This window comes from Devosia riboflavina, from assembly GCF_000743575.1.
Lineage (GTDB): Bacteria > Pseudomonadota > Alphaproteobacteria > Rhizobiales > Devosiaceae > Devosia > Devosia riboflavina.
The window spans coordinates 60,560-75,831 of the sequence record NZ_JQGC01000005.1; the positions used below are offsets into that span (position 1 = coordinate 60,560).

Annotated in this window: 26 protein-coding genes; 24 read left to right on the forward strand and 2 right to left on the reverse strand. The window is 60.7% G+C overall.

Going from position 1 to position 15,272, the window contains the following annotated elements:
- Nucleotides 1-10: 10 nt before the first annotated feature.
- From rplB to rplQ, 23 genes are all read left to right on the forward strand, one after another.
- On the forward strand, nt 11-850 hold the full coding sequence (gene rplB / locus JP75_RS06695) for a 50S ribosomal protein L2 (RefSeq protein ID WP_035080828.1): 840 nt from the start codon (nt 11-13) through the stop codon (nt 848-850).
- A gap of 3 nt (nt 851-853) precedes the next feature.
- A complete protein-coding gene (gene rpsS / locus JP75_RS06700; protein WP_035080832.1) occupies nt 854-1,132 on the forward strand; it encodes a 30S ribosomal protein S19 in 279 nt (92 codons plus the stop codon).
- 1 nt (nt 1,133) lies between these two features.
- Nucleotides 1,134-1,514 (forward strand): 50S ribosomal protein L22, encoded by a 381-nt coding sequence (gene rplV / locus JP75_RS06705; protein ID WP_035080834.1) that lies wholly within the window; start codon nt 1,134-1,136, stop codon nt 1,512-1,514.
- Nucleotides 1,514-2,254 (forward strand): 30S ribosomal protein S3, encoded by a 741-nt coding sequence (gene rpsC, locus JP75_RS06710; protein ID WP_035080836.1) that lies wholly within the window; start codon nt 1,514-1,516, stop codon nt 2,252-2,254. Before rplV ends, rpsC begins: the two co-directional genes overlap by 1 nt.
- 15 nt (nt 2,255-2,269) lie before the next feature.
- Nucleotides 2,270-2,683, forward strand: a complete 414-nt coding sequence (gene rplP / locus JP75_RS06715; RefSeq protein ID WP_035080838.1) for a 50S ribosomal protein L16 — start codon at nt 2,270-2,272, stop codon at nt 2,681-2,683.
- Nucleotides 2,684-2,694: 11 nt separating this feature from the next.
- Nucleotides 2,695-2,889, forward strand: coding sequence for a 50S ribosomal protein L29 (rpmC, locus tag JP75_RS06720; protein WP_035080840.1), 195 nt, complete (start codon nt 2,695-2,697; stop codon nt 2,887-2,889).
- 12 nt (nt 2,890-2,901) lie between these two features.
- A complete protein-coding gene (rpsQ, locus tag JP75_RS06725; protein ID WP_035080842.1) occupies nt 2,902-3,135 on the forward strand; it encodes a 30S ribosomal protein S17 in 234 nt (77 codons plus the stop codon).
- A 67-nt stretch (nt 3,136-3,202) separates the two neighbouring features.
- Nucleotides 3,203-3,571: a 50S ribosomal protein L14 gene (rplN, locus tag JP75_RS06730; RefSeq protein ID WP_035080843.1), complete on the forward strand. Its 369-nt coding sequence runs from the start codon at nt 3,203-3,205 to the stop codon at nt 3,569-3,571.
- The gene (gene rplX / locus JP75_RS06735) at nt 3,571-3,882 is read left to right on the forward strand and encodes a 50S ribosomal protein L24 (protein WP_035080844.1); all 312 of its coding nucleotides are present in this window, start codon (nt 3,571-3,573) and stop codon (nt 3,880-3,882) included. Before rplN ends, rplX begins: the two co-directional genes overlap by 1 nt.
- Nucleotides 3,875-4,432, forward strand: coding sequence for a 50S ribosomal protein L5 (gene rplE, locus JP75_RS06740; RefSeq protein WP_035080846.1), 558 nt, complete (start codon nt 3,875-3,877; stop codon nt 4,430-4,432). The genes rplX and rplE overlap by 8 nt, the downstream gene beginning before the upstream one ends.
- Before the next feature lie 30 nt (nt 4,433-4,462).
- Complete coding sequence (rpsN, locus tag JP75_RS06745; RefSeq protein WP_035080848.1) at nt 4,463-4,768, forward strand: 30S ribosomal protein S14; 306 nt, start codon at nt 4,463-4,465, stop codon at nt 4,766-4,768.
- Nucleotides 4,769-4,780: 12 nt separating this feature from the next.
- The gene (gene rpsH / locus JP75_RS06750) at nt 4,781-5,179 is read left to right on the forward strand and encodes a 30S ribosomal protein S8 (RefSeq protein ID WP_035080850.1); all 399 of its coding nucleotides are present in this window, start codon (nt 4,781-4,783) and stop codon (nt 5,177-5,179) included.
- A 182-nt stretch (nt 5,180-5,361) separates the two neighbouring features.
- Complete coding sequence (gene rplF / locus JP75_RS06755; protein ID WP_035080852.1) at nt 5,362-5,895, forward strand: 50S ribosomal protein L6; 534 nt, start codon at nt 5,362-5,364, stop codon at nt 5,893-5,895.
- A 12-nt stretch (nt 5,896-5,907) separates the two neighbouring features.
- Nucleotides 5,908-6,270 (forward strand): 50S ribosomal protein L18, encoded by a 363-nt coding sequence (gene rplR / locus JP75_RS06760; protein WP_035080854.1) that lies wholly within the window; start codon nt 5,908-5,910, stop codon nt 6,268-6,270.
- Between the two features lie 20 nt (nt 6,271-6,290).
- A complete protein-coding gene (rpsE, locus tag JP75_RS06765) occupies nt 6,291-6,824 on the forward strand; it encodes a 30S ribosomal protein S5 (protein WP_035080856.1) in 534 nt (177 codons plus the stop codon).
- Nucleotides 6,825-6,844: 20 nt separating this feature from the next.
- A complete protein-coding gene (rpmD, locus tag JP75_RS06770; protein ID WP_035080858.1) occupies nt 6,845-7,033 on the forward strand; it encodes a 50S ribosomal protein L30 in 189 nt (62 codons plus the stop codon).
- Between the two features lie 15 nt (nt 7,034-7,048).
- Nucleotides 7,049-7,552 carry a 50S ribosomal protein L15 gene (gene rplO / locus JP75_RS06775; RefSeq protein WP_035080860.1) on the forward strand — a complete coding sequence of 168 codons (504 nt, stop codon included), beginning with the start codon at nt 7,049-7,051 and terminating at the stop codon, nt 7,550-7,552.
- 217 nt (nt 7,553-7,769) lie between these two features.
- Nucleotides 7,770-9,107 (forward strand): preprotein translocase subunit SecY, encoded by a 1,338-nt coding sequence (secY, locus tag JP75_RS06780; protein ID WP_035080861.1) that lies wholly within the window; start codon nt 7,770-7,772, stop codon nt 9,105-9,107.
- Nucleotides 9,104-9,667, forward strand: a complete 564-nt coding sequence (locus tag JP75_RS06785; protein WP_035080863.1) for an adenylate kinase — start codon at nt 9,104-9,106, stop codon at nt 9,665-9,667. Before secY ends, JP75_RS06785 begins: the two co-directional genes overlap by 4 nt.
- 175 nt (nt 9,668-9,842) lie before the next feature.
- The gene (gene rpsM / locus JP75_RS06790) at nt 9,843-10,211 is read left to right on the forward strand and encodes a 30S ribosomal protein S13 (RefSeq protein ID WP_035080865.1); all 369 of its coding nucleotides are present in this window, start codon (nt 9,843-9,845) and stop codon (nt 10,209-10,211) included.
- A gap of 150 nt (nt 10,212-10,361) precedes the next feature.
- Nucleotides 10,362-10,754, forward strand: coding sequence for a 30S ribosomal protein S11 (gene rpsK / locus JP75_RS06795; RefSeq protein ID WP_035080867.1), 393 nt, complete (start codon nt 10,362-10,364; stop codon nt 10,752-10,754).
- Between the two features lie 100 nt (nt 10,755-10,854).
- Entirely contained in the window at nt 10,855-11,874 is a 1,020-nt protein-coding gene (locus JP75_RS06800; RefSeq protein WP_035080869.1) for a DNA-directed RNA polymerase subunit alpha, read from the forward strand.
- A gap of 31 nt (nt 11,875-11,905) precedes the next feature.
- Entirely contained in the window at nt 11,906-12,328 is a 423-nt protein-coding gene (gene rplQ / locus JP75_RS06805) for a 50S ribosomal protein L17 (protein WP_035080870.1), read from the forward strand.
- Between the two features lie 808 nt (nt 12,329-13,136).
- On the opposite strand, the gene JP75_RS06815 is transcribed toward rplQ, so the two are convergent.
- Nucleotides 13,137-13,529, reverse strand: coding sequence for a YciI family protein (locus JP75_RS06815; RefSeq protein WP_051960444.1), 393 nt, complete (start codon nt 13,527-13,529; stop codon nt 13,137-13,139).
- Nucleotides 13,530-13,717: 188 nt separating this feature from the next.
- Between JP75_RS06815 and JP75_RS06820 the strand changes: the two genes are divergently transcribed.
- A complete protein-coding gene (locus tag JP75_RS06820; protein ID WP_035080873.1) occupies nt 13,718-14,743 on the forward strand; it encodes an NAD-dependent epimerase/dehydratase family protein in 1,026 nt (341 codons plus the stop codon).
- On the opposite strand, the gene JP75_RS06825 is transcribed toward JP75_RS06820, so the two are convergent.
- Nucleotides 14,730-15,266: a P-loop NTPase family protein gene (locus JP75_RS06825; protein WP_035080875.1), complete on the reverse strand. Its 537-nt coding sequence runs from the start codon at nt 15,264-15,266 to the stop codon at nt 14,730-14,732. The two genes, JP75_RS06820 and JP75_RS06825, sit on opposite strands and share 14 nt — an antisense overlap.
- Nucleotides 15,267-15,272 lie beyond the last annotated feature (6 nt).

Here is a 15,272-nt window from a genome sequence, read left to right on the forward strand (position 1 = left end):
AGACAGCAAAATGGCTCTAAAGACTTATAATCCCACCTCCGAAGGCCGTCGTACCCTCATCACGACCGACCGTTCGGAACTCTGGAAGGGCTCCCCGGTCAAGTCGTTGACCGAAGGCCTCAACAAGAGCGGCGGCCGTAACAATACCGGTCGCATCACGTCCTACCACCGTGGTGGTGGTCACAAGCGCTCTTACCGCATGATCGACTTCAAGCGCGTGAAGTTCGACGCAGTCGGGACGATTGAACGTCTCGAATACGATCCGAACCGCACCGCCTGGATCGCTCTCGTCAAGTACGAAGACGGCGAACTGGCCTACATCGTTGCTCCGCAGCGTCTGACGGCTGGCGACAAGGTTATCTCGTCGCTGAACACCGTCGACGTGAAGCCGGGCAATGCCATGCCGCTCGAGCGCATGCCGGTCGGCACCATCGTGCACAACGTCGAACTGAAGCCCCGCAAGGGTGGCCAGGTCGCCCGTTCTGCCGGTGCCTATGCCCAGTATGTCGGTCGTGACCAGGGTTGGGCGATCCTTCGCCTCAACTCCGGCGAACAGCGCCGCGTTCACGGCACTTGCCTCGCCACCGTCGGTGCCGTGTCCAACCAGGACCACGCCAACACCTCGCTCGGCAAGGCCGGTCGCAACCGTTGGCTCGGCAAGAAGCCGGTCAACCGCGGCGTGACCATGAACCCGGTCGACCACCCGCATGGTGGTGGTGAAGGCCGTACCTCTGGTGGCCGTCACCCGGTTACCCCGTGGGGCAAGCCGACCAAGGGCAAGCGCACGCGTTCCAACAAGGCAACGGACCAGTTTATCGTTCGCAGCCGTCACGTGAAGAAGGGCAGGTAAGTCATGACCCGTTCAGTTTGGAAGGGGCCGTTTGTCGACGGCTACATGCTCAAGAAGGCCGAGAAGGCCCAGAGCTCGGGCCGCAACGATGTGATCAAGATCTGGTCGCGTCGTTCGACGATCCTGCCGCAGTTTGTCGGCATCACGTTCGGCGTGCACAACGGCCAGAAGCATGTTCCGGTGTCCGTCACCGAAGACATGATCGGTCACAAGTTTGGCGAGTTCGCCCCGACCCGTACCTACTACGGTCACGCGGCCGACAAGAAGGCCAAGAGGAAGTAAGATGAGCAAGCCAAAGACTGAGCGCGCTCTCAAAGACAACGAGGCAAAGGCTGTCCTGCGCATGCTGCGCATCAGCCCTCAGAAGCTGAACCTCGTCGCGCAGTTGATCCGTGGCAAGAAGGTTGAGAAGGCCCTGGCCGATCTCGAATTCAGCCACAAGCGCATCTCCGGCCAGGTGAAGAAGGTGCTCGAGAGCGCCATCGCCAATGCCGAGAATAACCATGGCCTCGACACCGACGCTCTCGTCGTTGCTGAAGCTTTCGTCGGCAACTCGCTGGTCATGAAGCGTTTCATGGCCCGCGGTCGCGGTAAGTCGGCTCGTGTCGAGAAGCCATTCTCGCATCTGACGATCATCGTCCGGCAAGTTGAGGAGGCCGCATAATGGGCCAGAAGATCAATCCCATTGGCTTCCGCCTGGGCATCAACCGCACCTGGGATAGCCGCTGGTTCGCCAACAAGGGCGAATACGGCACGCTGCTCCAGGAAGACCTGAAGATCCGCACCACTCTGATGAAGGATCTGAAGGCTGCTGCCGTTTCCAAGATCGTCATCGAGCGTCCGCACCGCAAGTGCCGCGTGTCGATCCACACTGCCCGTCCGGGCATCGTGATCGGCAAGAAGGGCGCTGACATCGACAAGATCCGCGCCAAGGTCAAGAAGTTCACCGACTCTGAAGTGCACATCAACATCGTTGAAGTGCGCAAGCCGGAAACCGACGCGACCCTCGTTGCCCAGGGCATTGCCCAGCAGCTCGAACGCCGCGTTGCCTTCCGTCGTGCCATGAAGCGTGCAGTGCAGACTGCAATCCGCATGGGCGCCGGCGGTATCCGCGTCAACGTTGGTGGCCGTCTCGGTGGTGCCGACATCGCTCGTACCGAATGGTACCGCGAAGGCCGCGTGCCGCTGCACACCCTGCGTGCTGATATCGACTACGGTACGGCTGAAGCTGAAACCACGTACGGCATCATCGGCATCAAGGTCTGGGTCTTCAAGGGTGAAGTCCTCGAGCACGATCCGTCCGCCCATGAGCGTCGCGCCACCGAAGGTGGTAGCGAAGGTGGCCAGCGTTCCGAGCGCGAACCGCGTCGTGAACGCGGCGACCGCGATCGCGAACGCGCATAAGAAGGTTGAACAATTATGCTGCAACCGAAGCGTACTAAGTTCCGTAAGGCCCACAAGGGCCGCATCCATGGCCTGGCCAAGGGTGGTACTGATCTGGCATTCGGCTCCTACGCACTCAAGGCTACTGAGCCGGAACGCGTTACCGCCCGTCAGATCGAAGCAGCCCGTCGCGCGATCACTCGCGAGATGAAGCGCCAGGGCCGCGTGTGGATCCGGATTTTCCCGGATCTTCCGGTCTCCAAGAAGCCGACCGAAGTCCGTATGGGTAAGGGTAAGGGCTCCGTGGAATACTGGGCAGCGCGCGTAAAGCCGGGTCGCATCGTTTTTGAGATTGACGGCGTACCCGAAGACGTTGCAAAGGAGGCGCTTCGCCTCGGAGCAATGAAGTTGCCGATCACCACGCGCATCGTTACGCGCATTGTCGACTAAGGAACACGAGCATGAAAGCCAGTGATGTGCGGAGCAAAACCGCAGACGAACTGAAAGATCAGCTCGTCGACCTGAAGAAAGAACAGTTTAACCTGCGTTTCCAGCGCGCTACCCAGCAGTTGGAAAAGCCGGCCCGGGTCAAGGAAGTCCGCCGCGACATCGCGCGGATCAAGACGATCCTCGGCCAAAAGAACGCAGCTAAGTAAGGAATAAAACCCATGCCAAAGCGCGTTTTGCAGGGGACTGTTGTCTCCGACGCTAACGAAAAGACGATCGTCGTCCGCGTCGAGCGCCGTTTCACGCACCCCCTTCTGAAGAAGACAGTGCGTCGTTCCAAGAAGTACCACGCCCACGATGAAGCTAATGTGGCTAAAGTCGGTGATGTGGTGTGGATCGAAGAGACCGCGCCGATCAGCAAGAACAAGCGCTGGACGCTTGTTCCGTCTGCGTAAGAGAAATTGAAATTAGGTCGGCGAGCCGGATGACGGTGCAGCCGGTTCAACTAGAAGGCATCCAGTTATGATCCAGATGCAGTCCAATCTCGACGTCGCGGACAACTCCGGCGCTCGTCGTGTCATGTGCATCAAGGTGCTGGGCGGTTCGCATCGCAAATACGCCTCGGTCGGCGACATTATTGTCGTTTCGGTCAAGGACGCTATTCCGCGTGGCCGCGTTAAGAAGGGCCAGGTTATGAAGGCTGTGGTCGTTCGCACCGCAACCGACATCCGTCGCCCCGATGGCACCGTCATCCGTTTTGACAAGAACGCCGCGGTTCTGATCAACAATCAGAAAGAGCCGATCGGCACCCGTATCTTCGGACCGGTTCCGCGCGAACTCCGCGCTCGCAACCACATGAAGATCATCTCGCTCGCCCCAGAGGTGCTATAATGGCCTCCAAGATCAAGAAGGGCGATAAAGTCGTCGTCCTGGCCGGCAAGGACAAGGGCAAGACCGGTCAGGTCCTGTCCATCATCCCGACCGAAACCAAGGCGCTTGTCCAGGGTATCAACCTTGTGCGCAAGCATCAGAAGCAGACTGCCTCGCAGGACGCCGGTATCTTCACCAAGGAAGCGCCGATCCACCTGTCGAACCTGGCCGTTGCTGACAAGGCTGGCAAGCCGACTCGCGTCGGTTTCCAGATCAAGGACGGCGTGAAGACCCGCGTCGCCAAGTCGACCGGAGACCAGATCGATGGCTGAGACCGTCTACATCCCGCGCCTGCGCACCTACTATGACGAGACCATCAAGGCCGAACTGACCAAGCAGTTCGAGTACAAGAACGTCATGGAGCTGCCCAAGCTCGACAAGATCGTCCTGAACATGGGCGTTGGCGAAGCTGTCAACGACACCAAGAAGGTCAAGTCGGCTGCTGCCGAGCTGGAAAAGATCGCTGGCCAGAAGCCGGTTATCACGCACGCTCGCAAGTCGATCGCCGGCTTCAAGGTCCGTGAAGAAATGCCGCTCGGCGTAAAGGTTACGCTGCGCAAGACCCGCATGTACGAGTTCCTGGATCGTCTGGTGAACATCGCACTGCCGCGCGTCCGCGACTTCCGTGGCCTGAACCCGAACTCCTTCGACGGCCGTGGCAACTATGCCATGGGCATCAAGGAACACATCATTTTCCCCGAGATCAACTATGATCAGATCGATCAGGTCTGGGGCATGGATATCGTGATCGCCACGACGGCCAAGACGGATGATGAAGCTCGTGCTCTGCTGCGCGCTTTCAACTTCCCGTTCCGCCAGTAAGCGGGCAGGGAAGGGATAAAGGATCAGAACATGGCAAAGACCAGTTCCATCGAAAAGAACAACAAGCGCGCCAAGCTCGCTAAGCAGTATGCCGAAAAGCGCGCTGCTCTGAAGGCTACCGTCAAGGACCAGGGCGTGTCGATCGAAGAGCGCTTCAAGGCCACCCTCAAGCTGGCCGAGCTGCCGCGCAACTCCGCAAAGGTTCGCGTTCGCAACCGTTGCGAAGTGTCCGGTCGCCCGCGTGGTTACTATCGCAAGCTCAAGATGAGCCGTATCGCCCTGCGTCAGCTGGGCAACCTGGGTCAGATCCCGGGTCTGGTTAAGTCGAGCTGGTAAGGAGAGACATAAATGAGCTTTTCCGATCCCATCGGCGATATGCTGACCCGCATCCGCAACGCTCAGGAGCGTCGCAAGAATACCGTTTCGACGCCGGCCTCGACCCTTCGTGGTCGCGTGCTGGACGTTCTCCAGTCCGAGGGTTTCATCCGCGGCTACTCGGAGACCAAGTTCGAGAACGGCGCTGCCGAATACGAAATCGAACTGAAGTATTCGGACAATGAAGGCGTGATCCGCACCATCGAGCGCGTTTCCCGTCCCGGCCGCCGCGTGTACGCGTCGGTCAAGAATATTCCTCAGGTGGCTAACGGCCTCGGTGTTTCGATCCTCTCCACCCCCAAGGGTGTGATGGCCGATCACGAAGCCAAGGCCGCTAACGTTGGTGGCGAGGTACTCTGCCGCGTCTTCTAATGCGTGTGGGCCCGAAGCTCATTGAAGCACTTCAAGGCAAGTGAAACCCACTTTCCTGTTGTAAGTGCGGCAAAAACTGATAGGAGCGCGATCAACGTTTCTCGGAAACGCTGATCGGCTCCGTTTTCGGGCACTTTCACGCGCATTGGCTGCGCGGTAAGACGATTACTCAAGGATATAGAATGTCACGTACTGGCAAGAAACCGGTGGCCCCGGTTAATGGCGTTACGGTCACGATCAATGGTCGTGACGTGTCCGCCAAGGGCCCGAAGGGCGAGCTGAGCCTCACGCTCATGGATATCGTCAATGTCGAGCAGGGTTCCGACGGCATCGTCGTCACCCCGGCCAACGACACCCGTGAGGCACGTGCTGCCTGGGGCACCACCCGCGCGCTGATCCAGAACATGGTCACCGGGGTGAGCGCTGGTTTCGAAAAGAAGCTGGCCATTCAGGGCGTCGGCTATCGCGCCGCGCTGCAGGGCAAGGACGTCAAGCTCTCGCTCGGTTTCAGCCACGAAGTGATCTATGCGGCTCCCAAGGGTATTACCCTGGCCGTGCCGGCTCCGACGGAAATCGTCATCACCGGCATTGATAAGCAGCAGGTCGGTCAGGTCGCTGCGGAGATCCGCGGCTGGCGTCCCCCCGAGCCCTACAAGGGCAAGGGCGTGCGTTACGCCAACGAGCAGGTCTTCCGCAAAGAAGGCAAGAAGAAGTAAGGAGCGCCACCTATGGCTATCAGTGCAAAAGGTGCAGACCGCCGCAAGGCTCGTGTCCGCAAGGCGCTCAAGGCTCGTGCCTTCGGTCGCGCCCGTCTCAGCGTTTTCCGCTCGGACAAGAATATCTATGCCCAGATCATCGACGACGCGAACGGTCGTACGCTGGCAGCGGCTTCCACCCTCGAGAAGGACGTGCGCAGCTCGATCAAGAGCGGCGGTACCTCCGAGGCGGCTGCCGTCGTTGGCAAGCTGATCGCCGAGCGCGGTGTGAAGGCTGGTGTTGCCGAAGTGATCTTCGATCGCGGCGCTTACATTTATCACGGCCGCGTTAAGGCCCTTGCAGATGCTGCCCGTGAGGGCGGTCTGCAGTTCTAACAGCGGCGAGGAAAAACATTATGAGCAGAGACGTTCAAGAGCGCGAAAGCGAGTTCGTCGATCGCCTGGTCCACATCAACCGTGTGGCCAAGGTTGTGAAGGGCGGCAAGCGCTTTGGTTTCGCAGCCCTCGTCGTTGTGGGTGACCAGAAGGGGCGCGTCGGTTTCGGTCACGGCAAGGCCCGTGAAGTTCCCGAGGCAATCCGCAAGGCAACGGAACAGGCCAAGCGCCAGATGATCCGCGTGCCGCTGCGCGACGCCCGCACCTTGCACCACGACATCACCGGCCGCCATGGCGCCGGCAAGGTCGTGCTGCGTGCAGCCGTTCCGGGTACCGGTATCATCGCCGGTGGTCCGATGCGCGCCGTCTTCGAAACCCTGGGCATCAACGACATCGTCGCCAAGTCCACCGGTACTTCGAACCCCTACAACATGGTCCGTGCGACCTTTGACGCCCTCAAGCGTGTTGACAGCCCCCGTGCTGTTGCCGCTCGTCGTGGCCTCAAGGTCTCCGAACTGCAGGCTCGCCGTGGCGAGACTGCTGTCGAAGCCTGATAGGGCTCGGGAGAAGACACATGGCAAAAGACAAGACCATCACCGTGAAGCAGATCGGTTCGCCGATCCGCCGCGAAAAGAGCCAGCGCGCGACCCTTATCGGTCTCGGGCTGAACAAGATGAACAAAGAGCGCGAGCTGGTTGATACGCCCGAAGTCCGTGGCATGATCAACAAGATCCCGCACCTCGTCCGTGTACTCGGCGAGTAAGAGGGAGCTCGACAAATGACTCGTTTGAACGAACTTCGCGACAATCCCGGCTCCACCAAGGTCCGCGTTCGCGTCGGCCGTGGTATCGGTTCCGGCGTTGGCAAGACCGGTGGTCGTGGTGGCAAGGGCCAGACGGCTCGCGCCGGTGTCGCGATCAACGGCTTCGAAGGCGGCCAGATGCCCCTTCACATGCGTATGCCGAAGCGTGGCTTCAATGCTTGGAACCCCAAGGATTGGAACCAGGTCCGCATCGACCGCATCCAGGCCTATATCGACAGCGGCAAGCTTGATGCCAAGGGCGTCATCGACGCTGCGGCTCTGGTTGCTGCCGGCGTTATCCGTCGTCCCAAGGACGGCGTGCGCCTGATCGGCTCCGAAGGCTTCACGGCCAAGAAGGTGACCTTCAAGGTTGACTACGCGACCAAGGGTGCAGCCGCAGCGATCGAAGCTGCCGGCGGCAAGGTCGACGTGATCCCGGTCAAGGAAACCTGGAAGAAGACCCCGTACGCTGCCAAGTAATTTGGCTTTGCGCACCCGGCCTTGTGGTCGGGTGCGCTTTTTTGGTTTGTTGCGCTGGGGGCGCAGTCTTATATGCTCCCTGGGCGCTCCGAGCGCGCCTGGCCTCAAAGCCACGGAGCAGGGGCGGATAACTCCGCATCAAGAACCCTGCGGCAACGAAATTTTAGAGCCGACGATTTGACGCGTTCAGCTCATATCAGGCTCTAGGGAGCGAAGTATGGCGTCCGCAGCCGAGCAGCTAGCTCGCAATCTCTCATTCTCGACCTTTTCCAAGGCGAAAGCCCTGCAGCAGCGCATCTGGTTCACACTGGGCGCGCTGCTTGTCTATCGTTTGGGCACCTTCATTCCGGTTCCTGGCATCGATCCCGACGCGTTCCGCGCCACGTTCGAGCAGAGCCAGCAGGGCATCATCGGGATGTTCAACATGTTCTCCGGCGGCGCCGTGGAACGTATGGCCATCTTCGCTCTGAACCTCATCCCCTACATTACGGCATCCATCGTCGTGCAGGTGATCGCCACGGCCTCGCCGCGCCTCGAAGCCCTCAAGAAAGAGGGTGAAGCCGGTCGCCGCAAGATGAACCAGTACACCCGCTATCTGGCGGTCGTGTTCTGCGCCGTCCAGGCATACGGCATCGCTGTGGGCCTCGAAGGCAGCCAGGGCGTGGTTCTCAATCCTGGCTGGTTCTTCCGCCTCTCGACCGTGATCACGCTGGTCGGCGGCACCATGTTCCTGATGTGGCTGGGTGAGCAGATCACCTCGCGCGGCGTCGGCAACGGTATCTCGCTGATCATCTTCGCCGGTATCGTGGCAAACTTGCCCTCGACCATCGCCCAGACCCTGGAACTCAGCCGTACTGGCGCCATTCCCGGCTTTGCTGCCCTTGGCATGATCGTCCTGGCTCTGGTGGTCATCGCCGCCATCGTCTTCTTCGAGCGCGCCCAGCGCCGGTTGCTGATCCAGTATCCGAAGCGTCAGGTGGGCAACAAGATGTTCCAGGGCGAGTCGTCGCACCTGCCTCTGAAGCTCAACACCTCGGGCGTTATCCCGGTGATCTTCGGCTCCTCGCTCCTGCTGCTGCCCGCGACCATCGCGTCGTTCGCCGCCCAGGGCAATGCGCCGGCCTGGCTCACCACGGTGACGGCGCTCCTCGGCCGCGGCCAGCCGCTTTATCTGGCGCTGTTCGCGTTCTTCATCATCTTCTTCGCCTTCTTCTACACGGCGATCGTCTTCAATCCGACCGAGACGGCCGACAACCTGAAGCGCTCTGGCGGCTTCATTCCGGGCATTCGTCCGGGTGAACGCACTGCCCAGCACATCGACTATGTGTTGACGCGCATCACGGTTATCGGTGCACTCTATCTCACTGTTGTGGCTCTGATTCCGGAAGTGATGTTCAGCCAGCTCGCGGTCAGCCAGTTCATTGGCGGTACCTCGCTGCTGATCATGGTGACGGTGACCCTCGATACGGTCAGCCAGATCCAGAGCCATCTCGTGGCCCAGCAATATGAAGGGCTGTTGAAGAAATCTCGCCTTGGAGGGGGCAAGCGCCGATGAGACTGATCCTGTTGGGACCGCCAGGGGCGGGGAAGGGCACGCAGGCAAAGATTCTGGTTGAGGCCTACGGCATCCCGCAATTGTCCACTGGTGACATCCTGCGGGCAGCCATCGCCGCACAAACGCCCCTTGGGCTCGAAGCAAAGGCGATCATGGATCGGGGCGATCTCGTCTCGGACACCATCGTCAACGGCATCGTGTCCGAACGCATCGACGCTGAAGACTGCAAGCCCGGCTTCATCCTCGATGGCTTCCCGCGCACCATCGCGCAGGCCGAAGCCCTCGATGACATGCTCAAGGCCAAGGGAATCAAGCTCGATGCCGTTATCGAGCTGACTGCCGATGCCGACGAACTGGTGCGGCGCGTCATTCAGCGCTCCAAGGACAGCAATCGCCCGGATGACAATCCAGAAGTCATCCGCAAGCGCCTCGATGTCTACCAGACCAGCACCGCCCCCCTCGTCGACTACTATAGCCGGCAGGGCCTGGTGAAGACGGTTGACGGCATGGAAGCGGTCGAAACGGTGACGACGGCCATCAAGGCGGCCCTCGGCAAGTAATCTTCGGCAAGGCGAGTGTTGACTTCGCCTTTTCGAATCCTTAAAGAACCGCACCAGTCTCATGGATTATTGGGCTGGTTTCGGTTTCTCACATTAGGTGGGGATCGAAATCCGGTCCCTTGTTGTTTGAATGACACCCGCCGCGATGGCGCGTGTTGAATGAAGGAGAGCAGACGTGGCTCGTATTGCTGGCGTCAATATTCCGACGAACAAGCGCGTGGTGATCGCGCTGCAGTACATTCACGGTATCGGCGACAAGTTCGCCCAGGACATCGTCGAGAAGGTCGGTATTCCGGCCGAACGTCGCGTCAACGAACTGACCGACGCCGAAGTGATCCAGATCCGTGAAACCATCGACCGCGACTATGTCGTGGAAGGTGATCTTCGCCGTAACGTTGCCATGAACATCAAGCGCTTGATGGATCTCGGCAACTATCGTGGCCTGCGCCACCGTCGTGGCCTGCCGGTCCGCGGTCAGCGTACCCACACCAATGCCCGCACCCGCAAGGGCCCGGCAAAGCCGATCGCCGGCAAGAAGAAGTAATTCCACGCCTGCATGTGCAGGCTGGCATTTTGATTGGAAGCTGCGGATCGAGGTCTGGCTACCCTGTTAGGGGACGCCAAAGTCCTGATCCGCTTCTTCCGTGGTGGAGCTGCTGGCATTACGGCAGCGCCGATACCCAAGAGGACCTGAATGGCTAAGACTGATACCACGCGCATCCGCCGCAAGGAGCGCAAGAACATTACTTCGGGCGTTGCACACGTGAACGCCTCCTTCAACAACACCATGATCACCATCGCCGACATGCAGGGCAACACGATTTCGTGGTCCTCGTCGGGCGTCATGGGCTTCAAGGGTTCGCGCAAGTCGACCCCCTATGCTGCCCAGGTTGCTGCCGAAGATGCTGCTAAGAAGGCCCAGGAACATGGCATGAAGACCCTTGAGGTCGAAGTGCGTGGTCCCGGTTCGGGCCGTGAATCTGCGCTCCGCGCTCTTCAGGCTGCTGGTTTCAACGTTACGTCCATCCGCGACGTGACCTCGATTCCGCACAACGGTTGCCGTCCGCGCAAGCGGCGCCGCGTCTAAAGACTAGACCACTTGGTAAACTCCTGGCCTCGGGGCCAGGGGTTCTATTGTGTTTGCGGCGGTGCGGCCTCCGAGGCCGCGAATTTGAAAGGACAATACCGTGACGATCCAGAGGAACTGGCAGGAACTTATCAAGCCGACCAAGCTGGAGATTGTTTCGGATGGCGCTGACTCGCGTCATGCTTCGGTTATCGCCGAGCCGCTTGAACGCGGCTATGGCTTGACCCTTGGCAACGCTTTGCGTCGCGTCTTGCTGTCGTCGCTTCAGGGCGCGGCGGTAACCGCTATCCAGATCGATGGCATTCTGCACGAATTCTCGTCGCTTCCGGGCGTTCGGGAAGACATCACCGACCTCGTGCTGAACGTCAAGGAAATCGCCATCAAGATGGGTGGCGAAGGCCCGAAGCGTCTTACTCTCTCCAAGCAGGGTCCGGGCGCCGTGACCGCTGGCGACATCAAGGTCTCCGGCGATATCGAAGTTCTGAACCCCGAACTCGTGATCTGCCACCTCGACGATGGTGCCGAGATCAACATCGAGTTCACTGTGAATACCGGCAAGGGCTATGTCCCGGCCGACAAGAACCGTCCGGAAGATGCCCCCATCGGCTATATTCCGGTCGATGCCCTGTTCTCGCCTGTGCGCCGTGTCAGCTACAAGGTTGACGCGACCCGTGCCGGCGAAAGCCTCGACAAGGACAAGCTGACGCTATCCGTCGAAACCAATGGCGGCGTTTCGCCGGAAGATGCCGTGGCTTATGCCGCGCGTATTCTTCAGGACCAGCTTTCGGTCTTCGTCAACTTCGAAGAGCCCACCAAGGAAAAGGCCCAGGACGCTGTCCCGGAACTCGCCTTCAACCCGGCGCTGCTCAAGAAGGTCGACGAGCTCGAACTGTCTGTCCGTTCGGCCAACTGCCTCAAGAACGACAACATCGTCTATATCGGCGACCTCATCCAGAAGACGGAAGCCGAGATGCTGCGGACCCCGAACTTTGGCCGCAAGTCGCTCAACGAAATCAAGGAAGTCCTGGCACAGATGGGGCTTCATCTCGGGATGGACGTGGCCAATTGGCCGCCCGAGAATATCGATGACCTCGCCAAGCGCTACGAAGATCATTACTGATCCGGCGCTGCCAAGATTTTAGGAGATACCCATGCGACACGGTAATCGCGGCCGCAAACTCAGCCGTACCGCTTCCCACCGCAAGGCCATGTTTGCCAACATGTCCGCCGCTCTGATCAAGCACGAACAGATCGTCACCACGCTTCCCAAGGCCAAGGACCTGCGTCCGATCGTCGAGAAGCTGATCACCCTCGGCAAGCGCGGCGACCTGCACGCTCGCCGTCAGGCGATCGCGCAGATCCGCGACGAAGCCCAGGTTGCTAAGCTCTTTGCCGTTCTCGGCCCGCGCTATGCTGAACGTCAGGGCGGTTACATCCGCATCCTGAAGGCCGGCTTCCGCTATGGCGACAATGCCCCGCTGGCCGTGATCGAGTTCGTCGATCGCGACGTCAACGCCAAGGGCCTCGACTCCGGTCCGGTCCAGTACGCTGACGACGAAGCCGAAGCCGCATAAGCTTCGCTTCCACCAAATTCAAAGGGCGGCCCCAGTGGCCGCCCTTTTTGTTTTCCGGCACGGGACAATCACCCCGAGCATGATGTCTTCCGCGCAGGATGTCACTCCGGCCACCCTCGATGTCATTCCACCGACGATGTCACTCCGCCGGCGATATCATTCCATCCGCGGGGTCATTCCACCCACGGTGTCATTCCCGCGAAAGCAGGAACCTCAGTTTCCGGTTCGGCCGTAGTCGCGAACCCAGCGCGCGGGTCACCTGGAGTATCTCGCTCCCTCGCCAGATTCCCCTCCATCGTCATTGCCGGGCTCATCCCGCGCGCGATCTCTTCCACCCAAGGTGTCATTCCCGGCCCCCTTGGGCCCCCGGTGTCATTCCACCCTCGATGTCATTCCATCCACGGTGTCATTCCCGCGAAAGCGGGAACCTCTGTTTTCGGCTCGGCCGTAGTCGCGAACCATCGCGCGGATCACTTGGAGTCTCTCGCTCCCTCACCAACCTTCCCCACCATCGTCATTGCCGGGCCCGTCCCGGCAATCCATCTCCCCTCCGCACAGACCACCGTGGCGAGCCCCCACCGAGAACAGCAAACCCCGACGCCCCAGTAGACCTCATCCTGAGCCCGTCGAAGGACGAGGTCGTGCCCCAGCCCTTCCACCCGTCTACCCATTATCCCCAACCGCAACCCCCGGCAGCGCCAGGAACCATCGACTTTCATGACCGTTCTCCACGATGCTGGGGTTCGGACTGTGAGCTCCAAACGCGCGCCTCCCTCCCCCTTGTGGGGAGGGAATGAGGGTGGGGGCTTTACCGGCCCGCCCGCGCCTCTGCCTCGGCCCGTGCCTTCAGCCTTTCCGGCGGCACACCCATGAATTCCCGCACTTCCACCGGCGCCCGACAAGCCACTGTCGCCTTCTTCCCCCATTCAACCGCTTCATCAAAGTCAGCACATTCGAGCACCCAAAACCCGCCGACATGCTCCTTCGCCTCGACGAACGGCCCATCGGTCACCACCATGCCGCCATTGTTCCGCGCCCTGATCGTCTTGGCGCGCGTCGCCGTCTGCAGGCCGCCGACGAACACGCGAACCCCCTTGGCGATCATCTCCTCGTTGAGGTCGGAAATATCCTTGATCAGCGACGGGTCTTCCTTAGACGGGTCGTAGTCGTCAGGCAGGTGAATTGCGACCAGGAATTGCATTCTAGTCTCCTCTCGAAACCGGCAGGCCGTCGCCGCCGTCACACCTAGACGAGTGGCGCGACCGAACTCAGACTAATTTATCCAATTTTCTTGTCGCCGCTTTTCCAATGTCCCCCGGACAAACCAAAAGCCGCTTCCGCGCGCCTCTTTGAGCGTGTAGGGCAGGGGTGAGAATTGGGGGCAGATTCATGGACCGCATCCTCGTCACCGGGGCCTCCGGCTTCGTGGCCAAGCACGTCATTGGCGAACTCCTGCGCGCCGGTTTTCGCGTGCGTGGCACCGTCCGCAATCGCCGCAAGCTGACCTCCATCCAGGCCGCCATGGACCTCCTCGCGCCTGGTACTCAGGACCGCCTCGAAATCGTCGAAGCCGATCTCCTCGACGACGCCGGCTGGGCCTATGCCATGGAAGACGTGCAGGCGGTCATGCATGTCGCGACCGTCATCGTGGCCGAAGAACCCCGCGACCCGTCCACCGTCATCCGCCCCGCCGTAGAAGGCACCGAGCGCGTGCTGCGCTTCGCCCGCGCCGAAGGCATCCGCCGCATCATCATGACCTCGTCCATCGCCACCGTCGGCTACGGCCACGGCCACGAAACCGGCAAGCGCACCTATACCGAGGCCGATTTCACCGATCTGACCAAGATGCGCCGCCCTTGGGCCTATTGCACCGGCAAAACCCGCGCCGAGCAGGCCGCCTGGGCCTTCGCCAATGGCCAGGGCATGCAACTGACCACCATCCACCCCGGCGCCATCCTTGGCCCCGCCAGCGACCCGGAAACCAGCATTTCCCTCGGACTCGTCGGCGGCCTCCTCGATGGCTCCACCCCCGCCATGCCCCGCATCGGCTTCGCCATCAGCGACGTCCGCGACGTCGCCGCCATGCATCTCGCAGCCCTGCAACACCAGGACAGCATCGGCCAGCGCTATCTCTGCACCGGCCCCTATCAAAGCTTTGAGGACGTCGCGACGATCCTCCGCAAGGCCTATCCGGACTATCCGGTGACCCTGAAAACCATCCCCGACTGGATCATGCGTATTGTCGCCCTGGCGGGCGGCCCCGTCCGCCAGATCATCAACGACATGGGCAACGAGAAGCATTTTGACGGCAGCAAAGGCGAAAAGCTCCTCGGCCGCCCCTATCACACTTCGGAAGAAGCTGTGCTCAGCGCCGCCGAAAGCCTGATCCGTTTCAACCTCATCAAGGCAAAGTAAGCCCCCAGGCTCGATAGAGCCGGTCCAACTCGCGCTCATTCCGGCACACGGCCACCGGCAACCCAGTGCCCTCGGCCATAGCCCGCAGCTTCGCGCCTGACCGGCGCGTGTGCCACAGCCAGTGGATCATCGCCCACTTGATCGAGTCCCGATTGCCCTCCAGCCCCCCCGCGCGCCGCTCCCCCAGCGTGCGCCGGAAATAGCGCAGATACCGCCGCCACAGCGCCTCATCGAGCGAAATGATCCCCGTCGCCCGCTGCAACCGTGCCGGCATGATGGCCGAATAGTTCCCGTCCATCACCCATTCCGGCTCGGCAATCGCCGCCTCGTGCAGCGCCTCGAATTCGTGATCCGGCCGCTGCACCCAATCTGTTTGCGGCGCATGCCGGAAGAGGTCCACGTGTTCAGCCGGAATCCCAACCTTCTTCCCGATCGCCACCGCCAGCGTCGATTTTCCCGCATTGGTCGGCCCCACGATCATGATCCGCCGGCCCAATGAGGAAAGTTCCGGCAGATCGTCCATGATCGT

Excerpts from the sequence above, each read along its gene's own strand:
- rplF (WP_035080852.1), top strand. The coding sequence starts at position 5,362 with ATGTCACGTACTGGCAAGAAACCGGTGGCCCCGGTTAATGGCGTTACG.
- rpmC (WP_035080840.1), top strand. The coding sequence starts at position 2,695 with ATGAAAGCCAGTGATGTGCGGAGCAAAACCGCAGACGAACTGAAAGAT.
- rpmD (WP_035080858.1), top strand. The coding sequence starts at position 6,845 with ATGGCAAAAGACAAGACCATCACCGTGAAGCAGATCGGTTCGCCGATC.
- rpsQ (WP_035080842.1), top strand. The coding sequence starts at position 2,902 with ATGCCAAAGCGCGTTTTGCAGGGGACTGTTGTCTCCGACGCTAACGAA.
- JP75_RS06820 (WP_035080873.1), top strand. The coding sequence starts at position 13,718 with ATGGACCGCATCCTCGTCACCGGGGCCTCCGGCTTCGTGGCCAAGCAC.
- rpsH (WP_035080850.1), top strand. The coding sequence starts at position 4,781 with ATGAGCTTTTCCGATCCCATCGGCGATATGCTGACCCGCATCCGCAAC.
- rplN (WP_035080843.1), top strand. The coding sequence starts at position 3,203 with ATGATCCAGATGCAGTCCAATCTCGACGTCGCGGACAACTCCGGCGCT.
- rpsN (WP_035080848.1), top strand. The coding sequence starts at position 4,463 with ATGGCAAAGACCAGTTCCATCGAAAAGAACAACAAGCGCGCCAAGCTC.
- rplR (WP_035080854.1), top strand. The coding sequence starts at position 5,908 with ATGGCTATCAGTGCAAAAGGTGCAGACCGCCGCAAGGCTCGTGTCCGC.
- secY (WP_035080861.1), top strand. The coding sequence starts at position 7,770 with ATGGCGTCCGCAGCCGAGCAGCTAGCTCGCAATCTCTCATTCTCGACC.
- JP75_RS06815 (WP_051960444.1), bottom strand. The coding sequence starts at position 13,529 with ATGCAATTCCTGGTCGCAATTCACCTGCCTGACGACTACGACCCGTCT.
- rplO (WP_035080860.1), top strand. The coding sequence starts at position 7,049 with ATGACTCGTTTGAACGAACTTCGCGACAATCCCGGCTCCACCAAGGTC.
- rplB (WP_035080828.1), top strand. The coding sequence starts at position 11 with ATGGCTCTAAAGACTTATAATCCCACCTCCGAAGGCCGTCGTACCCTC.
- rplP (WP_035080838.1), top strand. The coding sequence starts at position 2,270 with ATGCTGCAACCGAAGCGTACTAAGTTCCGTAAGGCCCACAAGGGCCGC.
- rpsE (WP_035080856.1), top strand. The coding sequence starts at position 6,291 with ATGAGCAGAGACGTTCAAGAGCGCGAAAGCGAGTTCGTCGATCGCCTG.
- rpsS (WP_035080832.1), top strand. The coding sequence starts at position 854 with ATGACCCGTTCAGTTTGGAAGGGGCCGTTTGTCGACGGCTACATGCTC.
- rpsC (WP_035080836.1), top strand. The coding sequence starts at position 1,514 with ATGGGCCAGAAGATCAATCCCATTGGCTTCCGCCTGGGCATCAACCGC.
- rplX (WP_035080844.1), top strand. The coding sequence starts at position 3,571 with ATGGCCTCCAAGATCAAGAAGGGCGATAAAGTCGTCGTCCTGGCCGGC.
- rplV (WP_035080834.1), top strand. The coding sequence starts at position 1,134 with ATGAGCAAGCCAAAGACTGAGCGCGCTCTCAAAGACAACGAGGCAAAG.
- rplE (WP_035080846.1), top strand. The coding sequence starts at position 3,875 with ATGGCTGAGACCGTCTACATCCCGCGCCTGCGCACCTACTATGACGAG.
- rplQ (WP_035080870.1), top strand. The coding sequence starts at position 11,906 with ATGCGACACGGTAATCGCGGCCGCAAACTCAGCCGTACCGCTTCCCAC.
- JP75_RS06825 (WP_035080875.1), bottom strand. The coding sequence starts at position 15,266 with ATGGACGATCTGCCGGAACTTTCCTCATTGGGCCGGCGGATCATGATC.
- JP75_RS06785 (WP_035080863.1), top strand. The coding sequence starts at position 9,104 with ATGAGACTGATCCTGTTGGGACCGCCAGGGGCGGGGAAGGGCACGCAG.
- rpsK (WP_035080867.1), top strand. The coding sequence starts at position 10,362 with ATGGCTAAGACTGATACCACGCGCATCCGCCGCAAGGAGCGCAAGAAC.